13 protein-coding genes and 2 pseudogenes are annotated in these 18,629 nt (G+C 61.6%); 12 read left to right on the top strand and 3 right to left on the bottom strand.

Features of this window, described 5'->3' with window-relative positions:
* Positions 1 to 71: 71 nt before the first annotated feature.
* The 11 genes and pseudogenes from pilM (at position 72) to OPU96_RS20930 (ending at position 15,299) form a co-directional block, all read left to right on the top strand.
* Entirely contained in the window at positions 72 to 725 is a 654-nt protein-coding gene (pilM, locus tag OPU96_RS20980) for a type IV pilus biogenesis protein PilM (protein WP_226455538.1), read from the top strand.
* The gene (locus tag OPU96_RS20975) at positions 725 to 1,276 is read left to right on the top strand and encodes a PilN domain-containing protein (RefSeq protein ID WP_498559617.1); all 552 of its coding nucleotides are present in this window, start codon (positions 725 to 727) and stop codon (positions 1,274 to 1,276) included. The genes pilM and OPU96_RS20975 overlap by 1 nt, the downstream gene beginning before the upstream one ends.
* Positions 1,273 to 2,244, top strand: a complete 972-nt coding sequence (locus OPU96_RS20970; RefSeq protein ID WP_226455539.1) for a pilus assembly protein PilP — start codon at positions 1,273 to 1,275, stop codon at positions 2,242 to 2,244. The genes OPU96_RS20975 and OPU96_RS20970 overlap by 4 nt, the downstream gene beginning before the upstream one ends.
* 124 nt (positions 2,245 to 2,368) lie before the next feature.
* Positions 2,369 to 3,625 (top strand): annotated as a pseudogene (locus tag OPU96_RS20965) (type IV pilus secretin PilQ); the annotation flags it as partial.
* A 4-nt stretch (positions 3,626 to 3,629) separates the two neighbouring features.
* On the top strand, positions 3,630 to 4,148 hold the full coding sequence (gene aroK / locus OPU96_RS20960; protein WP_192298341.1) for a shikimate kinase AroK: 519 nt from the start codon (positions 3,630 to 3,632) through the stop codon (positions 4,146 to 4,148).
* Positions 4,149 to 4,273: 125 nt separating this feature from the next.
* Positions 4,274 to 5,374: a 3-dehydroquinate synthase gene (gene aroB, locus OPU96_RS20955; RefSeq protein ID WP_192298340.1), complete on the top strand. Its 1,101-nt coding sequence runs from the start codon at positions 4,274 to 4,276 to the stop codon at positions 5,372 to 5,374.
* A gap of 10 nt (positions 5,375 to 5,384) precedes the next feature.
* Positions 5,385 to 6,965, top strand: a complete 1,581-nt coding sequence (locus OPU96_RS20950; protein WP_498559616.1) for an SPOR domain-containing protein — start codon at positions 5,385 to 5,387, stop codon at positions 6,963 to 6,965.
* 353 nt (positions 6,966 to 7,318) lie between these two features.
* Positions 7,319 to 11,764, top strand: a complete 4,446-nt coding sequence (gltB, locus tag OPU96_RS20945) for a glutamate synthase large subunit (RefSeq protein WP_498559615.1) — start codon at positions 7,319 to 7,321, stop codon at positions 11,762 to 11,764.
* A gap of 32 nt (positions 11,765 to 11,796) precedes the next feature.
* On the top strand, positions 11,797 to 13,215 hold the full coding sequence (locus OPU96_RS20940) for an FAD-dependent oxidoreductase (RefSeq protein WP_088423072.1): 1,419 nt from the start codon (positions 11,797 to 11,799) through the stop codon (positions 13,213 to 13,215).
* A 243-nt stretch (positions 13,216 to 13,458) separates the two neighbouring features.
* Positions 13,459 to 14,526 (top strand): uroporphyrinogen decarboxylase, encoded by a 1,068-nt coding sequence (gene hemE / locus OPU96_RS20935; protein ID WP_498559614.1) that lies wholly within the window; start codon positions 13,459 to 13,461, stop codon positions 14,524 to 14,526.
* Positions 14,527 to 14,720: 194 nt separating this feature from the next.
* Positions 14,721 to 15,299 carry a cytochrome b/b6 domain-containing protein gene (locus OPU96_RS20930; RefSeq protein WP_498559613.1) on the top strand — a complete coding sequence of 193 codons (579 nt, stop codon included), beginning with the start codon at positions 14,721 to 14,723 and terminating at the stop codon, positions 15,297 to 15,299.
* Here OPU96_RS20930 and OPU96_RS20925 read toward each other — a convergent pair.
* Both OPU96_RS20925 and OPU96_RS20920 read right to left on the bottom strand, forming a co-directional pair.
* Positions 15,257 to 15,718, bottom strand: a pseudogene (locus OPU96_RS20925) (retron system putative HNH endonuclease); the annotation flags it as partial. The gene OPU96_RS20930 and the pseudogene OPU96_RS20925 sit on opposite strands and share 43 nt — an antisense overlap.
* A 31-nt stretch (positions 15,719 to 15,749) precedes the next feature.
* Positions 15,750 to 16,994, bottom strand: coding sequence for an MFS transporter (locus tag OPU96_RS20920; protein WP_498559618.1), 1,245 nt, complete (start codon positions 16,992 to 16,994; stop codon positions 15,750 to 15,752).
* 157 nt (positions 16,995 to 17,151) lie between these two features.
* On the opposite strand from OPU96_RS20920, the gene OPU96_RS20915 reads away from it, so the two are divergent.
* Positions 17,152 to 18,045, top strand: a complete 894-nt coding sequence (locus tag OPU96_RS20915; RefSeq protein ID WP_226455544.1) for a LysR family transcriptional regulator — start codon at positions 17,152 to 17,154, stop codon at positions 18,043 to 18,045.
* 134 nt (positions 18,046 to 18,179) lie between these two features.
* On the opposite strand, the gene OPU96_RS20910 is transcribed toward OPU96_RS20915, so the two are convergent.
* Complete coding sequence (locus tag OPU96_RS20910; protein ID WP_498559612.1) at positions 18,180 to 18,623, bottom strand: hypothetical protein; 444 nt, start codon at positions 18,621 to 18,623, stop codon at positions 18,180 to 18,182.
* Positions 18,624 to 18,629 lie beyond the last annotated feature (6 nt).

Genomic DNA, 18,629 nt, shown 5'->3' with positions numbered 1-18,629 from the left:
AACAAGCCGACCGAATGCACGGTGCGCGGCAGCAATCAGGCGGTATGACAGGGAAAGTTTTGGGGAGTTTTATGAAAAAGGGATTTTTCAGGCGAAAAGTCGCCAGCGTCCTGGGCGTCGATCTTAATGATCAGGAGATCAAGCTGGTCGAACTGGGCCGTTCAATTCGCGGTTACAGCGTGCAAGGCTATGTCATCCAGGCGTTGCCGGCCCATGTGGTGGTCGATGGCGCCGTGCTCGACCTTGCGGCTGCCGGGCAGGCGCTGCGCCAGGCCTTGTCGCGGCTGCACACATCGACCAGGTACGCGGCCGTTGCCGTGGCGGGGCCTTCGGTCATCACGCAGGTGATCGAAATGGAGGCTGGGCTCAGCGACGACGAGATGGGCTGGAAGATCCAGATGGAGGCGGATCAATACATTCCCTATCCACTGGATGACATGGCGCTCGACTTTTATGTGCAGGGCCCTTGTGCCCATGACCCCATGCGCGTCGAGGTGCTGCTGGCGGCGTGCCTCAGGGAACAGGTCGAGGCACGCGCGGCGGTCCTGGCCCTGGCTGGGTTGATGCCGAGGGTGGTGGACATAGAACGGTTTGCATTGGCGCGCGCTTGCCTTCAGGATTTCCCCAGCTTCACGCCGAGCCATCAAGTCGATGGCGAACGATGGGCTATGGATGCCCAGGGAATGGGAGTTGCTTGCGGGTTGGCCCTGAGGAGTTTCGCTTGATGACACGAATCAACCTATTACCCTGGCGCCAGGCACTCGCGCAGCGGCGGCGCAAATTTTTCCTGATGTTGCTGCTGGCATTGGCTGGTGTGGCGCTCGCAGCGGTGTGGCTGGCCAATCAAGTGATCGACCAAGCCATCGACCGCCAGGTCACGCGCAATAGCCGCGTCGATAGCGACATTGCGGTCCTGGATGCGCGCATCAAGACCATCGACGACCTGCACGTGCAAGGCCGGCAATTGGCGCAGCGCATGAAGGTGGTCGAGGACTTGCACGACGCTCGCTCGTCCGGCGCCCAGCTGTTGGACCAGTTGGCGCGCGCGGTGCCTGATGGCGTGCACCTGCATGAGGTGGTGGCCAAGGGCGATGCGGTGAGTGTCCGTGGCAGTGCCGAGTCCAGCCAGGATATTGCCCAATTGATGCGCCGCCTGGAGGCCTCGCAAGGTGCCAGCGCCACCCGCTTGCAACATGTGCGAACGGAAGGCGTGCGTGGCGACAATGAATTCCAGTTGATGGTGCGCAAGGGAGCGCCAGGCGAGGTTCAGCCATGAGCCGGGTCAGGCTCGATGTCGGCTCGCTCTATCACAACGCTGCAACATGGCCTTTGGCAGGCAAGCTCTTGTCAGGCTGTGCGCTGGCAGGTTTGGTGCTGCTGGTGGGCGATAGGCTGTATCTCGACGCGTCACAGGACCGTTTGCGCCAGGCTGAACTGAACGGCGTGGCGCTTGAGCAGCAATTGGCGCAAAAAAGCGTGCTGGCTGCCGGCCTTGAACAGCGTACCCAGCAGTTGCAGGTGCTGCGCGAGCAGGTCGAGGCGCGTTGGCGGCAATTGCCCGGCGAGTCCGCAATGCCCGGCCTGCTTGACGACACGGCGCGGTTGGCGCTGGCCAATGGTCTGTTGGTGGAAAGCATCACGCCGTTGGATGAGCAGGCGCGTCCGTTCTATATCGAGCAGCCGGTGCAGATTGGCGTCAGCGGGACCTTTCACGACCTGGCAAGGTTCGTGAGTGCCCTGGGCGGCCTGTCGCGGATCACCACGGTGCATGACCTCGCCCTGCGGCCTGACGGCAAGCTGTTGCGCCTTGATCTGCTGGCCAGGACTTATTGGCGCGCGCAGCAAAGCGCTGGGGTGGGTGAGTACGTGGCGCAGGCCCCGTCCTTTGTCTACGACCCCCAGGGATTGCGCGATCCTTTCCAGCCCCTTGCGGTTCAAGTCACCCGCACCCGTGGTCGGCCGGCCCAAGCGCCGGACCTTGCTCGGCCACGGGGCATCCTCGAAGCGCTGGCGGTCGATCAATTCGAAATGGTCGGCACCCTGTCCCGTGGTATGCAGGCCTTTGTCTTGCTGCGTGCGGCTTCCGAAGTGCATCGGCTGGCGGTCGGCGACTACCTCGGGCCGCATCACGGTCGGATCACCGCCATCTACGCCGGGCATATCGAGCTGGTCGAGTTATTTCCCGATGAACAGGGTGACTGGTTGGAGCGCCCGCGAACCCTCGCGTTAAACGTCAACTCATAACGGAATAAAACCAATGAAAAGGACTTTCCTGTCCTTCGGTGTGGCGCTATGGATAGCGTTCACGGCGCCGATGGCTGCTGCTGTGCCCAATCGCGTCGACCTGATCCACCTGCCGCCCCCGGTGGCGGGTGCTGGCGACAAGCTCAACCTCAACTTCCAGAATGTCGAGCTGCGCGCCGTGTTGCAGCAAATTGCCGATGTGGCGGGCCTCAACCTGGTGGCCGGCGACGACGTGCAAGGCTCGATTACCCTGCGGCTCAAGGATGTGCCCTGGGACCAGGCGCTGGACTTGGTGTTGCAAGCCAAAGGCCTGGATAAACGGATCAAGGCCGGTGCCTTGCTGGTTGCACCCGCCGAGGAGCTGGCCGCGCGTGAATTGCTGAGTTTGGAATCGCGCCGGCAGATGGCCGAATTGGCGCCGCTGCGCCGGGAACTGTTGCAGGTCAACTACGCCAAGGCCGCTGATCTGGCCAAACTGTTCCAGTCGATGAGCGGGTTTGAGGGGGTCACCGATGAGCGTGGCTCGGTGGCGGTGGATGAACGCACCAATAACATCATTGCCTACCAGACCGGCGAGCGCCTGGAGGAGCTGCGGCGGATTGTGGCGCAACTGGATATTCCGGTGCGCCAGGTGATGATCGAAGCGCGGATTGTCGAGGCCAACGTGGATTACGACAAAAGCCTCGGGGCGCGCTGGGGCGGACGGCTCAATCGTGGAAACTGGGCGGGCGGGGGCATCCGCAAGCCGTTGCCGGAAGGCGCGGAGCTGCCGGAAAGCCCGCCCAGCTCGCCGTTTGTCGATTTGGGGGCGATTACCGGCACCTCGGGGCTGGGCGTGGCCTACGTCACCGACAACCTGCTGCTGGACCTGGAACTGACCGCCATGGAGAAAACCGGTAACGGCGAAATCGTCTCACAGCCCAAGGTGGTTACATCCGATAAGGAAACCGCACGCATCCTCAAGGGCACCGAGATTCCGTACCAGGAATCGAGCTCCAGCGGCGCCACATCGGTGTCGTTCAAGGAGGCCTCGCTGTCCCTGGAGGTCACCCCGCAGATCACCCCGGATGACCGCGTGATCATGGAGGTCAAGGTCACCAAGGACGAGCCCGACTACCTGAATAAACTCAACGATGTGCCGCCGATCAAGAAGAACGAAGTCAACGCCAAGGTGCTGGTCCGGGATGGCGAGACCATTGTCATTGGCGGAGTTTTCTCCAATACCCAAAGCAAAGTGGTAGATAAAGTGCCATTTTTGGGCGATGTGCCGTATCTTGGCCGCCTTTTCCGGCGCGATGTGCTGGCGGAGAAAAAATCCGAGCTGCTGGTATTCCTGACTCCGCGTATTATGAATAACCAGGCGATTGCTGTGAGTCGTTGATTCTGTGCGAAATTTGATTCTTGTAGGACCGATGGGCGCTGGAAAAAGCACCATCGGCCGTTTGCTTGCCAAAGAGCTGCGCCTGCCATTCAAAGATTCCGACAAGGAAATTGAAGTGCGCACGGGTGCCAATATCCCATGGATCTTCGATAAGGAAGGCGAACTGGGCTTTCGGGACCGCGAGCAGGCGATGATCGCCGAGCTGTGCGGCCTCGACGGCGTGGTATTGGCCACCGGCGGTGGCGCAGTCATGCGCGAAGAGAACCGTCGGGCACTGCATGCCGGTGGTCGGGTGGTCTACCTGCATGCCTCGGTCGAGCAACAGGTTGGCCGCACCGCCCGCGATCGCAATCGCCCGCTGCTGCGCACGGCCAACCCGGAAAAAACCTTGCGGGACCTGCTGGCGCTGCGCGATCCGCTGTATCGGGAGATCGCCGATCTGGTGGTGGAAACCGATGAGCGGCCACCTCGGATGGTGGTCCTCGATATTCTTGAGCGCCTGCAACGGCTGCCACCCCGTTAAAGCCAGGCCCGAAATGCGCTATTCTCGGCGGCGCGCCATCACCCTCTGGGGTGTGGCGTAGAGCCATCAGGCAACGCCGAGTCTCGACGTTGCCGGTCGTCAATACATCTCTAACGCGGGGACACATGCAGACACTTAAGGTCGATCTAGGCGAGCGCAGCTACCCGATCCATATTGGCGAAGGTCTGCTGGACCAGCCCGAGTTGCTCGCACCGCATATTGCCGGGCGGCAAGTGGCGATCATCTCCAACGAAACGGTCGCGCCGCTGTATCTTGAGCGTCTGAGCCGCAGTCTTGCGGCGTATTCGGTGATCTCGGTGATCCTGCCCGACGGCGAAGCCCACAAGAACTGGGAAACCCTGCAACTGATCTTTGATGGCCTGCTCACCGCGCGCCATGATCGCCGCACCACCGTGATCGCCCTGGGCGGCGGTGTGATCGGCGACATGGCCGGCTTTGCGGCGGCCTGCTACCAGCGTGGCGTGGACTTTATCCAGGTGCCGACCACCTTGCTGTCCCAGGTCGACTCGTCGGTGGGCGGCAAGACCGGTATCAATCATCCGCTGGGCAAGAATATGGTTGGCGCGTTCTACCAGCCTCAGGCTGTGCTGATCGACACCGCCACCCTCAATACCTTGCCGCCGCGCGAGTTGTCGGCGGGCCTGGCGGAAGTCATCAAGTACGGGCTGATCTGCGATGAGCCGTTCCTGGCCTGGCTGGAAGAGCACGTCGACGCCCTGCGCAACCTCGATCAGGTCGCCCTCACCGAAGCGATTTCCCGCTCCTGCGCCGCCAAGGCGCTGGTGGTGAATGCCGATGAACGGGAGTCCGGCGTACGGGCCACCCTGAACCTCGGCCACACCTTCGGCCATGCGATCGAAACGCACATGGGCTATGGTGTGTGGTTGCATGGGGAGGCCGTAGCGGCTGGCACAGTAATGGCATTGGACATGTCGCAGCGCCTGGGCTGGATCAGTGCCCAGGAGCGTGATCGTGGTATCCGCCTGTTCCAGCGCGCCGGTTTGCCGGTCATTCCGCCTGAGGAAATGACCGAGGCGGACTTCCTCGAACATATGGCGATAGACAAGAAAGTGATCGACGGTCGACTACGACTGGTGCTGTTGCGCCGCATGGGCGAAGCGGTGGTGACCGACGATTATCCAAAAGAGATTCTACAGGCCACGCTGGGAGCGGATTACCGCGCCCTGGCTCAGCTGAAAGGTTAACCAGATTCCGATGACTAGTTTGCATGCCGACGAGGCGTTCCTCGGCCATTACCAGTTAAGCCACGACCCTTTTGCTCCACGGGTGCCTGGCTTCAAATTCTTCCCGGCCCAGCGCAAGCCAGTGCTGGGGCAACTGCACCACCTGGCGCGCTACAGCCAGTTGCTGCTGGTGGTCACCGGCCCGTTGGGCAGCGGCAAGACCTTGCTGCGCCAGGCCCTGGTGGCCAGTACCAACAAGCAATCGGTGCAGAGCGTGGTCGTATCCGCTCGCGGGGCCGGTGATGCGGCGGGTGTGCTGCGCCAGGTGGCCCAGGCCCTGGACGTGTCCAGCGCCGAGCCGAATGCGATCCTCAAGCAAGTGGTGCAATTGGGCCTGACCGGCCAGGAAGTCTACTTGCTGGTGGATGACGCCGAGCAGCTTGACGAGTCCGCGCTGGAAGCGCTGTTGGCGCTGGCAGCCGGCACGCCGGAAGGCCGTCCCCACGTGTTCCTGTTTGGTGAGTCGTCGCTGATCGCCGATCTGGAGCAGATCAGTGGCGATCAAGAGCTGTTCCACGTGATCGAATTGCAACCGTACGAAGAAGAGGAAACCCGCGAATACCTGGCTCAACGCCTGGAAGGCGCAGGGGCCGGTATCGAACTTTTCTCCGCCCAGCAGATCTCTGATATTCACGAAAGCTCCGACGGCTGGCCTGGCACCATCAACCAGGTCGCCCGCGATGCGATGATCGAAGCCATGATTGCCAGCCGCTCTGCGGTCAAGCGTCCAAAGATGGGGTTCACTATGCCTAAGAAGCACGTATTGGCGATTTCCGCCGTTGTCGTGGTTGCCGTCGCCGCCGCCTGGTTGATCCCGGGCCGCAACAAGGCCCCGACCACCGCTGGCGCGCCAACCGAACAGGCGCAGTTGCCACTGGGCAAGCCCACGCCAAATGTCGAATTCGCCAACTCCGGCCAGCCAACCAACCTGCCGATGGTCGGCCAGCCGGTGATGCGCGGCCCGCTCGCCGAAGAAGCCGGCGGCATCTCCGAAGGCGACGACGGCGTGCCGGTGGAAGGCTCCAGCGCCACACCGCCAACCGTGACCACCACCGCGCCACCTGCGGGCGTGCCGGCAGGCCAGCCAGCGGCAGTTGCCAAGCCGACGCCGACGCCGACGCCGGCACCGACCGTCGCCACCGCCAAGCCGACGCCAGTGACCAAGCCGGTTGTCGCGGCGCCAGCGCCAGCCGCCAAGCCAACCCCGGCTCCGGCCGCCAAGCCGGCTGAAAAGCCTGTCACCGTCGCCAAGGCCGGTGCAGCGGGTAGCGGTTGGTACGGCAGCCAGCCTGCGAGCAACTTCGTGGTGCAGATCCTCGGCACCAGCTCCGAAGCCAACGCCCAGGCGTTCGTGAAAGAGCAGGGCGGCGAGTACCGTTATTTCAAGAAAGTGCTCAACGGCAAGCCTCTCTACGTGATCACCTACGGCAACTTCTCCAGCCGTGCAGCCGCTGATTCTGCGATCAAATCCTTGCCAGCGAAGGTTCAGGCTGGTAAACCTTGGCCTCGCACTGTCGCCAGCGTTCAACAAGAACTGGCAGCAACTCGCTGAAGATCCGGCGGCCTTACCCAGGCCGCCCTCCCGGCACCTCAAAAAATATCCGCAAGTGCGTGCTGCCCTCACAGGCCGCGCGCTTTGTGGTGTCTGCGTCACAGTGGCTTTTGAGTCGTAGCGGTCAGAATTAAAAAAGTTTTGACTAGCACAGCATATCGCTTTAAACCTTTCATAAATGCGACATAGATTTGCGACATTTCGTCGCTAAATTTGTGAGCGTCTGTGTCGGTGTGTACAATGACCTCCCTTTTGCCCCCGCTAAGCCGGCGTACGTTCGGCGTGGAAGGTAACCGGTTGAATTGAAAAGAAATTTGCCTCGATATAAGAGGCAGCCTGGTGAGAAAGTGTCTATGAAAGCAGGTCTGTACCAACCCGATGAATTCAAGGATAACTGCGGTTTCGGCCTGATAGCCCATATGCAGGGCGAGCCCAGTCATACCCTTTTGCAAACGGCCATCGAGGCCCTGACCTGCATGACCCACCGCGGTGGGATCAACGCCGACGGCAAGACCGGTGACGGTTGCGGCTTGCTGATCCAAAAGCCCGACCTGTTCCTGCGCGCTGTCGCCAAAGAGCAATTTGCGGTCGACCTGCCCAAGCAGTACGCCGTGGGCATGGTGTTTTTCAACCAGGACCCGGTAAAAGCCGAAGCCGCTCGCGAGAACATGAACCGCGAGATCCTCGCGGCCGGCCTGCAACTGGTCGGCTGGCGCAAAGTGCCGATCGACACCAGCGTACTCGGCCGCCTGGCCAACGAGCGTCTGCCGCAGATCGAACAAGTGTTCATCGCAGGCGACGGCCTCAGCGACCAGGACATGGCGATCAAGCTGTTTACCTCCCGTCGTCGTTCGTCCGTGGCCAACGCCGCCGATGCCGACCACTACATCTGCAGCTTTTCCCACAAGACCATTATCTACAAAGGCCTGATGATGCCGGCGGACCTCACCGCCTTCTATCCAGACCTGAGCGATGAGCGCCTGCAAACCGCGATCTGCGTGTTCCACCAGCGCTTCTCCACCAACACCCTGCCGAAATGGCCGCTGGCCCAGCCATTCCGCTTCCTCGCCCACAACGGCGAGATCAACACCATCACCGGTAACCGCAACTGGGCCGTGGCCCGTCGCACCAAGTTCGCCAACGACCTGATGGACCTCGAAGAGCTCGGCCCGCTGGTCAACCGCGTGGGTTCCGACTCCTCCAGCATGGACAACATGCTCGAACTGATGGTCACCGGCGGCATCGACCTGTTCCGTGGCGTGCGCATGATCATTCCGCCAGCGTGGCAGAACGTCGAGACCATGGACCCGGACCTGCGTGCATTCTACGAGTACAACTCGATGCACATGGAGCCGTGGGACGGCCCGGCCGGCGTGGTCATGACCGACGGTCGCTACGCGGTGTGCCTGCTCGATCGTAACGGTCTGCGCCCGGCGCGTTGGGTCACCACCACCAACGGTTTCATCACCCTTGCGTCGGAAATCGGCGTGTGGAACTACCAGCCCGAAGACGTCATCGCCAAAGGCCGCGTCGGCCCTGGCCAGATCCTGGCCGTGGACACCGAAACCGGGCAGATCCTCGACACCGATGCCATCGACAACCGCTTGAAGTCGCGTCACCCGTACAAGCAATGGCTGCGCAAGAACGCCCTGCGCATCCAGGCGACCATGGAAGACAACGACCACGGTTCGGCGTTCTACGATGTCGATCAGCTCAAGCAATACATGAAGATGTACCAGGTCACGTTCGAAGAGCGCGACCAGGTGCTGCGTCCGCTCGGCGAGCAAGGCTACGAGGCCGTCGGCTCCATGGGCGATGACACGCCGATGGCCGTGCTGTCCCAGCGCGTGCGTACGCCGTACGACTACTTCCGCCAGCAGTTCGCCCAGGTGACCAACCCACCGATCGACCCGCTGCGCGAAGCCATCGTGATGTCTTTGGAAGTGTGCCTCGGTGCCGAGCGCAACATCTTCCAGGAGTCGCCTGAGCACGCTTCCCGTGTGATCCTCAGCTCGCCTGTGATCTCGCCGGCCAAGTGGCGTTCGTTGATGACCCTGGACCGCCCTGGCTTCGACCGCCAGATCATCGACCTGAACTACGACGAGAGCCTCGGCCTTGAAGCCGCGGTGCGCAACGTCGCCGACCAGGCCGAAGAAGCCGTGCGCGCCGGTCGTACCCAGATCGTGCTGACCGACCGTCACATCGCCCCAGGCAAGCTGCCGATCCACGCCTCGCTCGCCACCGGCGCGGTACACCACCGCCTGACCGAAAAAGGCCTGCGCTGCGACTCCAACATCCTTGTCGAAACGGCCACTGCCCGCGACCCACACCACTTTGCGGTGTTGATCGGCTTCGGCGCCTCGGCGGTGTACCCGTTCCTCGCGTACGAAGTGCTGGGCGACCTGATCCGTACGGGTGAAGTGCTGGGCGACCTCTATGAGGTGTTCAAGAACTACCGTAAGGGCATCACCAAGGGCCTGTTGAAGATCCTGTCGAAGATGGGCATCTCCACCGTCACGTCCTATCGCGGTGCGCAACTGTTCGAAGCCATCGGCCTGTCCGAAGAAGTCTGCGAGTTGAGCTTCCGTGGCGTGCCAAGCCGTATCAAGGGTGCACGTTTCGTCGACATCGAAGCCGAGCAGAAAGCCCTCGCGGCCGAAGCCTGGAGCGCGCGCAAGCCGATCCAGCAAGGCGGCCTGCTCAAGTTCGTGCACGGTGGCGAATACCACGCGTACAACCCGGACGTGGTCAACACCCTGCAAGCCGCCGTGCAGCAGGGCGACTACGCCAAGTTCAAGGAATACACGAGCCTGGTGGACAACCGCCCGGTGTCGATGATCCGCGACCTGTTCAAGGTGAAGACCCTGGACACGCCGATGGACATCAGCGAAGTCGAGCCGCTGGAATCGATCCTCAAGCGCTTTGACTCTGCCGGTATCTCCCTGGGCGCGCTGTCGCCCGAGGCCCACGAAGCCCTGGCCGAAGCCATGAACCGCCTGGGTGCGCGTTCCAACTCCGGCGAAGGCGGCGAGGACCCGGCGCGCTACGGCACCATCAAGAGCTCGAAGATCAAGCAAGTGGCGACTGGCCGTTTCGGCGTGACTCCGGAATACCTGGTCAACGCCGAAGTGCTGCAGATCAAGGTCGCCCAGGGCGCCAAGCCCGGCGAAGGCGGCCAGCTGCCAGGCGGCAAGGTCAACGGTCTGATCGCCAAGCTGCGTTACGCAGTGCCGGGCGTCACCCTGATCTCGCCACCGCCGCACCACGACATCTACTCGATCGAAGACTTGTCGCAGCTGATTTTCGACCTCAAGCAAGTCAACCCGCAGGCCCTGGTCTCGGTGAAACTGGTAGCAGAAGCCGGCGTGGGCACCATCGCCGCCGGTGTGGCCAAGGCCTATGCCGACCTGATCACCATCTCCGGCTACGACGGCGGCACCGGCGCATCGCCGCTGACCTCGATCAAGTACGCCGGTGCACCGTGGGAACTCGGCCTGGCCGAAACCCACCAGACCCTGCGCGGCAACGACCTGCGTGGCAAGGTTCGGGTACAAACCGACGGCGGCCTGAAAACCGGCCTCGACGTGATCAAGGCCGCGATCCTCGGCGCCGAAAGCTTCGGTTTCGGCACCGCGCCAATGATCGCCCTGGGCTGCAAATACCTGCGCATCTGCCACTTGAACAACTGCGCCACCGGCGTCGCCACTCAGAACGAGAAGCTGCGCAAGGATCACTACATCGGCACCGTCGACATGGTGGTGAACTTCTTCACCTACGTCGCCGAAGAGACCCGTGAGTGGCTGGCCAAGCTGGGCGTGCGCTCCCTCGAAGAGCTGATCGGTCGTACCGATCTGTTGGAAATCCTTCAGGGCCAGACCGCCAAGCAACATCACCTGGACCTGACGCCGCTGCTCGGCAGCGATCACATCCCGGCCGACAAGCCGCAGTTCTGCGGTGTCGAGCGCAACCCGCCATTCGACAAAGGCCTGCTGGCCGAGAAGATGGTGGAGATCGCCGGCTCGTCGATCCTGGAGTCTAGCGGTGGCGAATTCGCCTTGGACATCTGCAACTGCGACCGTTCCATCGGCGCGCGCATCTCCGGCGAAATCGCACGCAAGCACGGCAACCAGGGCATGGCGAAAGCGCCGATCACTTTCCGCTTCAAGGGCACTGCGGGCCAGAGCTTTGGCGTGTGGAACGCCGGTGGCCTGCACATGTACCTCGAAGGCGACGCCAACGACTACGTGGGCAAGGGCATGACCGGCGGCAAGCTGGTGATCGTTCCGCCTAAAGGCAGCGTCTACAAGACTCAGGACAGTGCCATCATCGGTAACACCTGCTTGTACGGCGCCACCGGCGGCAAGCTGTTCGCCGCCGGCACCGCCGGTGAGCGTTTTGCCGTACGTAACTCCGGTGCCCACACCGTGGTGGAAGGCACCGGCGATCACTGCTGTGAGTACATGACTGGGGGCTTTGTCGCGGTACTGGGCAAGACCGGTTACAACTTCGGTTCGGGCATGACCGGCGGTTTCGCCTACGTGCTCGACCAGGACAACACCTTCGTCGACAAGGTCAACCACGAGTTGGTCGAGATCCAGCGGATCAGCGGCGAAGCCATGGAGTCCTACCGGAACCACTTGCAGCACGTGCTGGACGAGTACGTCGAGGAGACCGGCAGCGAATGGGGCCGCAACCTCGCCGAAAACCTCGATGATTACCTGCGTCGTTTCTGGCTGGTCAAGCCCAAGGCTGCCAACCTGAAATCGTTGCTTTCCAGCATCCGTGCCAACCCGCAGTGATATGCGCCTGAAGAGTTTGATGAGGTTTTAACATGGCTGAACGTCTGAATAACGACTTCCAGTTCATCGATGTCGGGCGCAAAGATCCGAAGAAGAAACTGTTGCGTCAACGCAAGAAAGAGTTCGTGGAAATCTACGAACCCTTCAAACCCCAGCACTCGGCCGACCAGGCCCACCGCTGCCTGGGTTGCGGTAACCCGTATTGCGAATGGAAGTGCCCGGTGCACAACTTCATTCCCAACTGGCTGAAGTTGGTGGCCGAGGGCAACATCCTCGCCGCCGCCGAGCTGTCGCACCAGACCAATACCCTGCCGGAAGTCTGCGGCCGGGTGTGCCCGCAGGACCGTCTGTGCGAGGGTGCGTGCACCCTCAACGACGGCTTCGGCGCGGTGACCATCGGTTCGGTGGAGAAGTACATCACCGACACCGCGTTCGCCATGGGCTGGCGTCCGGACATGTCCAAGGTCAAGCCGACCGGCAAGCGCGTCGCCATTATCGGCGCCGGTCCTGCCGGCCTCGGTTGTGCCGACGTGCTGGTGCGTGGCGGCGTGACCCCGGTGGTGTTCGACAAGAACCCGGAAATCGGTGGCCTGCTGACCTTCGGTATCCCCGAGTTCAAGCTGGAAAAAACCGTCCTGAGCCACCGTCGCGAAGTGTTCACCGGCATGGGTATCGAGTTCCGTCTCAATACCGAAATCGGCAAAGACGTGACCATGGAGCAACTGCTCGAAGAATACGATGCCGTGTTCATGGGCATGGGCACCTATACCTACATGAAGGGCGGGTTTGCCGGTGAGGACCTGCCGGGCGTGTATGACGCGCTGGACTTCCTCATCGCCAACGTCAATCGCAACCTGGGCTTTGAAAAGTCGCCGGAAGACTTCGTCGACATGAAAGGCAAGAAGGTCGTGGTACTCGGCGGTGGTGACACCGCGATGGACTGCAACCGTACCTCGATCCGCCAGGGCGCCAAGTCGGTGACCTGTGCCTATCGTCGTGACGAAGCCAACATGCCTGGCTCGCGCAAAGAGGTGAAGAACGCCAAGGAAGAAGGCGTGAAATTCCTCTACAACCGCCAGCCGATTGCGATTGTCGGTGAAGATCGCGTCGAAGGCGTGAAGGTGGTCGAGACCCGTCTCGGCGAACCGGACGCCCGTGGCCGTCGCAGCCCCGAGCCGATCCCGGGTTCCGAAGAGATCATCCCGGCCGACGCCGTGGTCATTGCCTTCGGTTTCCGTCCAAGCCCGGCGCCGTGGTTCGAACAGTTCCAGATCCAGACCGACAGCCAAGGCCGCGTCGTGGCCCCGGAACAAGGCCAGTACAAGCACCAGACCAGTAACCCGAAGATCTTCGCCGGTGGCGACATGGTGCGCGGTTCTGACCTGGTGGTAACCGCGATCTTCGAAGGCCGCAATGCTGCCGAAGGTATCCTGGATTACCTGCAAGTCTGACCCCGATCCCGAGCTGAAACGGGATCAAACTGTGGGAGCGGGCTTGCTCGCGAATGCGGAGTATCAGTCACTAAATGTGTCGACTGACCCACCGCTTTCGCGAGCAAGCCCGCTCCCACATTTGGTTTCAGCGTGTTCAAGATATTGCTTCAAATCAACCCGATAGACAAAAGGCACGGCTCACTCCGTGCCTTTTGCGTCCGGCTCTGAGAAAATGCCCGCACTTTTTTTGCGGATGCCGACATGACTGCCCTGAAGAACGACCGTTTCCTTCGTGCCCTGCTCAAGCAACCCGTGGACGTCACCCCTGTGTGGATGATGCGCCAGGCCGGTCGCTACCTGCCGGAATACCGCGCCAGTCGCGCCAATGCCGGTGACTTCATGAGCCTGTGCATGAACCCGGAGTTCGCCTGCGAAGTCACGATGCAGCCGTTGGACCGCTACCCGCAACTGGACGCGGCGATCCTGTTCTCCGACATCCTCACCATTCCTGATGCCATGGGCCAGGGCCTGTACTTCGAAACCGGCGAAGGCCCGCGTTTCAAGAAGGTCGTCAGCACCCTGGCCGACATCGAAGCCCTGCCGATCCCTGATCCGCACAAAGACCTTGGCTACGTGATGGACGCCGTCAGCACCATCCGCCGCGAGCTCAACGGCCGCGTGCCGCTGATCGGCTTCTCCGGCAGCCCCTGGACCCTGGCCACCTATATGGTCGAAGGCGGTTCGTCGAAAGACTTCCGCAAGACCAAGGCCATGCTCTACGACAACCCGCAAGCCATGCACCTGCTGCTGGACAAGCTGGCACAGTCGGTCACCTCCTACCTCAACGGCCAGATCATGGCCGGCGCGCAAGCGGTGCAGATCTTCGATACGTGGGGCGGTAACCTGTCGGCGGCGGCGTACCAGGAGTTCTCCCTGGCCTATATGCGCAAGATCGTCAGCGGCCTGATCCGCGAACACGAAGGCCGCAAAGTGCCGGTGATCATGTTCACCAAGGGCGGCGGCCTGTGGCTGGAAAGCATCGCCGACGCCGGTGCCGACGCCCTCGGCCTGGACTGGACCTGCGACCTCGGTGAAGCCCGCCAGCGCGTCGGCAACCGTGTCGCGCTGCAAGGCAACATGGACCCGACCGTGCTCTACGCCAAGCCGGAAGCGATCCGTGCCGAAGTCGGCCGCATCCTGGCCAGCTACGGCAAGGGCAGCGGGCACGTGTTCAACCTCGGCCATGGCATCACGCCGGAAGTGAACCCGGAGAATGCGGGTGCGTTCTTGCGGGCGGTGCATGAACTGTCTGCGCAATACCACCAGTAAACACCCCCGCCTGACACGAGCCCTCCTTTGCCTGCAAAGGGGGGCTCGTTGCGTTTCAGCCGCCGTTCAGCACTGTCTGGGTAATCTCGGTTCTTTAGGATTTCTCCTACAGTCTAGGTAGTTCGCCTCGGTAAAAATCCTACCCGACTCTTCCACTCGCCATTGATTGGCGTTGCTTGTCAGGTGATTTCGAGATGAAGACTTCCCCCTATTCAACGATCCAGAAGCTCCTGCACTGGATATCGGCCGTCATTATTCTGTGGGCGCTGCTGTCAGGCTTTGTTGTGGCGATGTTTACCGTGCCAGCCCCGGTCAAGGCGTGGGTCGGCTTTTTCAACGTGTCGTTGACCAGCCTGTACATCCCGGTCTTTGTCATGCGGCTGTATTGCTCGTTTGGCCACAGCCTGGATTTTTCCATCAAGCGTACGCCGCAGGAGTACCTGGCGCTGCTGGTGCACAAGGCCATGTACCTGATGCTGGCGGTGGTACTGGCCACGGGCGTGCTGATGATGGACCGGCCGATCAACGTATTTAACCTGTTCACCATCGCCCCGTTCGAAAGTGACCCGGCGGCCATTGTCTGGTACACCCGCGTGCATGTGCTGTCGTGTGTGGGGTTGTTGCTGATGCTGGTCGCACATATTGGTGCGGTGGTGCTGCATGAAACGCGTGGTAAGCGGGTGATGGCGCGGATGTCGTTTGATAAGACAGCCGCTGCCGTACGTAGGGATCAGGATGTCAGAATCTGTTCAGCGAATCGTGCAACGACGTGATCGAAGGCTTGCTGATCAGCGAGTGCTGTTTCGCGCAGCGCCTTAGTCAGGGTTTTGAAGTCCTCATCGGTGGCCTGCGCTACAAAATCCGGGGCAAAAACACGCTTAATGGCACTCTGGCGTCGGTTGTTCAGGTAGGCGATGTCCAAAGCCAGGACTTCGATCATTTTTGCTGCTGGCGAGTCATCGGTGTTGGTTGCTTGTATTTCTCCGGTCAATAAGTAGCGAAAGCGCTCCTCGCAGCCTTCCTCCATCGGTGATATGTGCTCGGCTTCGTCAAACCAGTCGCCTTTGACATGTCCGCAATGCAGTGGGGAGCCACGTTTGGTTTCCCTGATGCAGGATGCGTGAAGATTCTGGTACTCCAGCCCCGGCTCTGCGAAGTGCTCTTGCGGTCGGAAGTGCTCGATATGCCTGGATGCGGCATCAGAACTGCCAGAGGCACAGGTGTTACGTGCTTTTTGCGTCTTGCAACGGCGGCAACTTCGCCAACTTCAACGCCACCAGCAACGCCCCCACCAACAACGCCACGATAAACCCGCCAATCCCATTCCACTCGGCGTAATGCCAGAAGAACCCGCCCGCCGTCCCCGCCACACTCGACCCCGCGTAATAGCAGAACAGGTACAGCGATGACGCCTGCCCCTTGGCCTTCACCGCGCGGCGGCCGATCCAGCTGCTGGCCACCGAGTGGGCGCCGAAGAAGCCGAAGGTGAAGACCAGCATGCCCGGTACGATCAGCCACAACGGGGTGAACAGGGTCAGGAGCATGCCGCTGAGCATCAGCACGATGGTGGCCCACAGCATGCGGCGGCGGCCGAGGCGGTCGGCCAGGGAGCCGATTTTCGCCGAACTGTAGATGCCCGACAGGTACACCAGCGACAGCAGGCCGACCACGGCCTGGCTCAAGTCGTAGGGATCGGCCAACAGGCGATAGCCGATGTAGTTGAACATCGTCACGAATGCGCCCATCAGCAGAAACGCTTCAAGAAACAGCCACGGCAGGCCCGCGTCCTTGAAGTGCATGACGAACCCATCCAGCAGGCTGCGCGGCCTGAGGCTGCTGGCGCGGAAGTTGCGCGATTCGGGAAGGATCTTCCAGAACACCGTGGCGGCGATCAGCGCCAGGGCGCCGATGATCAGCATCGCGGTGTGCCAGCTGACGAAATCGATCAGCACGCCGATGATCAGGCGCCCGCTCATGCCGCCAATCGCGTTGCCACCGATGTACAAGCCCATGGCCAAGCCGATGTGCTGCGGGTGGATCTCTTCGCTCAGGTAGGTCATCGCCACGGCGGCCAGGCCGCTCAGGGACAAACCCACCAACGCGCGCATCAAGAGGATCCCTTCCCACGTCGGCATCAGGCCGCTGGCAATCGTCGCCGTTGCTGCACAGAACAGCGCGGCGACCATCACCGGCTTGCGCCCCAGGGTGTCGGAGATCGGTCCGGTGATCAGCAAACCCAGGGCCAGCATCGCGGTGGACACCGACAGGATCAGGCTGCTCTGCGCTGCATTGATCGAGAACTCATGGGACAGCGCCGGCATCATCGGCTGCACGCAATACAGCAGGGCAAACGTGGCAAAACCACCGCAGAACAGCGCCAGTACCGTGCGCATGAACATCGGCGTGCCTTTTTCGATGTACGCGTCATTGAGCTGGGCCACCACCTCATCCAGGGCAGTGGGTGGCACTTCTTGAGCGAGTGGAGCGACAGCAGAATTCACGGGGACCTCGGGGAGGGGAAGCGTGCCAGGACCGGCCATGCAAAAAAGAATATAGCTGGCTAATGATTCTTTCCAATATATTGTTCGACCTGTTTGAGAGCTTTTACGACCTAATGAGGCTGGCATGGAATTACGACATCTGCGGTACTTCATCGCTGTCGCCGAAGAACTGCATTTCGGCCGCGCCGCGCAGGTGCTGGGCATCTCGCAACCGCCGCTGAGCCAGCAGATCCAGGCACTGGAGCAGGAGGTAGGCGCGCGGTTGTTCGAGCGTACCAATCGTCGGGTCGAGCTGAGCGAGGCCGGCCGCTTGTTCCTGCATGAGGCGCGATTGGTGTTGGCCCAGGTCGACAAGGCCGCTGATGTGGCCAGGCGTGCGCAATTGGGTGAACTGGGTGAATTGAAGATCGGCTTCACCTCGTCGGCGCCGTTCAACGCGAGCATTCCCCAGGCGATTTTTGCCTTCCGCCAGGCGTTCCCGGCGGTGCATCTGAACCTGCAGGAAATGAGCAGTACCGAAGTGGCCGAGTCACTGGTGGACGAGTCGATCCAGGTCGGCTTGATGCGCCCGCTGCCGTTGCCGGATTCCCTGAGTGTGATCGAGTTGATGCGCGAACCGCTGGTGGCCGTACTGAGCGCCGGTCACCCGTTGGCGCAAGGCAGCGAGCGCGGCCTGCACCTGGCGCAGTTGGCCGAGGAACCCTTCGTGTTTTTCCCGCGCAGCTACGGCAGCGGTCTCTATGCGCAGTTGCTGAACCTGTGCCGTGACGCCGGCTTCAGCCCGCACTTTGCCCAGGAGGCAGGGGAGGCGATGACCATCATCGGCCTGGTGGCGGCAGGATTGGGGGTGTCGGTGCTGCCAGCGTCTTACCAGCGCATCCGGATTGATGGCGTGGTCTATCGCACGTTGCTGGATGAGGAGGCGGTGACATCGGTGTGGCTGGTGCAGCGCAAGGGCGTGCAAACGCCGATGGCAGCGGCGTTTGTGGAGTTGTTGACGCGCAAGGCTGTTCAGTAAGCAATACGCAATTCAAAACGAAGCAGATCAAAGTGGGAGCTGGCTTGCCTGCGATAGCATCACCTCGGCCTGACTGAAAAACCGAGTTGTCTGCATCGCAGGCAAGCCAGCTGCCACAGGGAGCGGCCCTAGTGTTATTTGCTAGTGCCCGTCTGCTCAAACAACTGCGCCGCCGAGCCCGACTCGCTCACGCCGTTGCTGCGCAGCCCGGCCATGATGTCGCTGTCCAGGTTGTTCACCCAACGGTTGTAGTTGCGATGGATCTTGCCGTCCTTGTAGCCCAGGGCGCGGCTGTCGCGGTAGGTGATGGCGTAGCTGTTGCGGGTGTAGCGGATGTCGATGGCCGCGTAGTACTGGTTGCGGACGGTGATCTCGGCCTGCACCAGTTGTGGGCTCAGGCGTTGTACCGTCCAGTCGCGTTTTTGCAGGGCGCTGAGGATGACCTGCTTGATTTTTTCTTCGCCGACCTGGGCGTTGGCCGGCAGTTCGTGCTGGGTGTTGAGCACCGGCTTGCTGGTGCAACCGGCGGTGGTCAACAGGGCGAGAGAGATCAGGGTGGCGCGTAGCAAGGAAGACATTCCGTA

Source organism: Pseudomonas sp. RP-B7 (assembly GCF_059803535.1).
Note: the sequence above shows the minus strand (reverse complement) of the source record. Positions and strands in the feature narration are given on the sequence as shown.

Excerpts from the sequence above, each read along its gene's own strand:
- OPU96_RS20975 (WP_498559617.1), top strand. The coding sequence starts at position 725 with ATGACACGAATCAACCTATTACCCTGGCGCCAGGCACTCGCGCAGCGG.
- OPU96_RS20910 (WP_498559612.1), bottom strand. The coding sequence starts at position 18,623 with ATGTCTTCCTTGCTACGCGCCACCCTGATCTCTCTCGCCCTGTTGACC.
- aroB (WP_192298340.1), top strand. The coding sequence starts at position 4,274 with ATGCAGACACTTAAGGTCGATCTAGGCGAGCGCAGCTACCCGATCCAT.
- OPU96_RS20915 (WP_226455544.1), top strand. The coding sequence starts at position 17,152 with ATGGAATTACGACATCTGCGGTACTTCATCGCTGTCGCCGAAGAACTG.
- hemE (WP_498559614.1), top strand. The coding sequence starts at position 13,459 with ATGACTGCCCTGAAGAACGACCGTTTCCTTCGTGCCCTGCTCAAGCAA.
- OPU96_RS20930 (WP_498559613.1), top strand. The coding sequence starts at position 14,721 with ATGAAGACTTCCCCCTATTCAACGATCCAGAAGCTCCTGCACTGGATA.
- gltB (WP_498559615.1), top strand. The coding sequence starts at position 7,319 with ATGAAAGCAGGTCTGTACCAACCCGATGAATTCAAGGATAACTGCGGT.
- OPU96_RS20970 (WP_226455539.1), top strand. The coding sequence starts at position 1,273 with ATGAGCCGGGTCAGGCTCGATGTCGGCTCGCTCTATCACAACGCTGCA.
- pilM (WP_226455538.1), top strand. The coding sequence starts at position 72 with ATGAAAAAGGGATTTTTCAGGCGAAAAGTCGCCAGCGTCCTGGGCGTC.
- OPU96_RS20940 (WP_088423072.1), top strand. The coding sequence starts at position 11,797 with ATGGCTGAACGTCTGAATAACGACTTCCAGTTCATCGATGTCGGGCGC.
- OPU96_RS20950 (WP_498559616.1), top strand. The coding sequence starts at position 5,385 with ATGACTAGTTTGCATGCCGACGAGGCGTTCCTCGGCCATTACCAGTTA.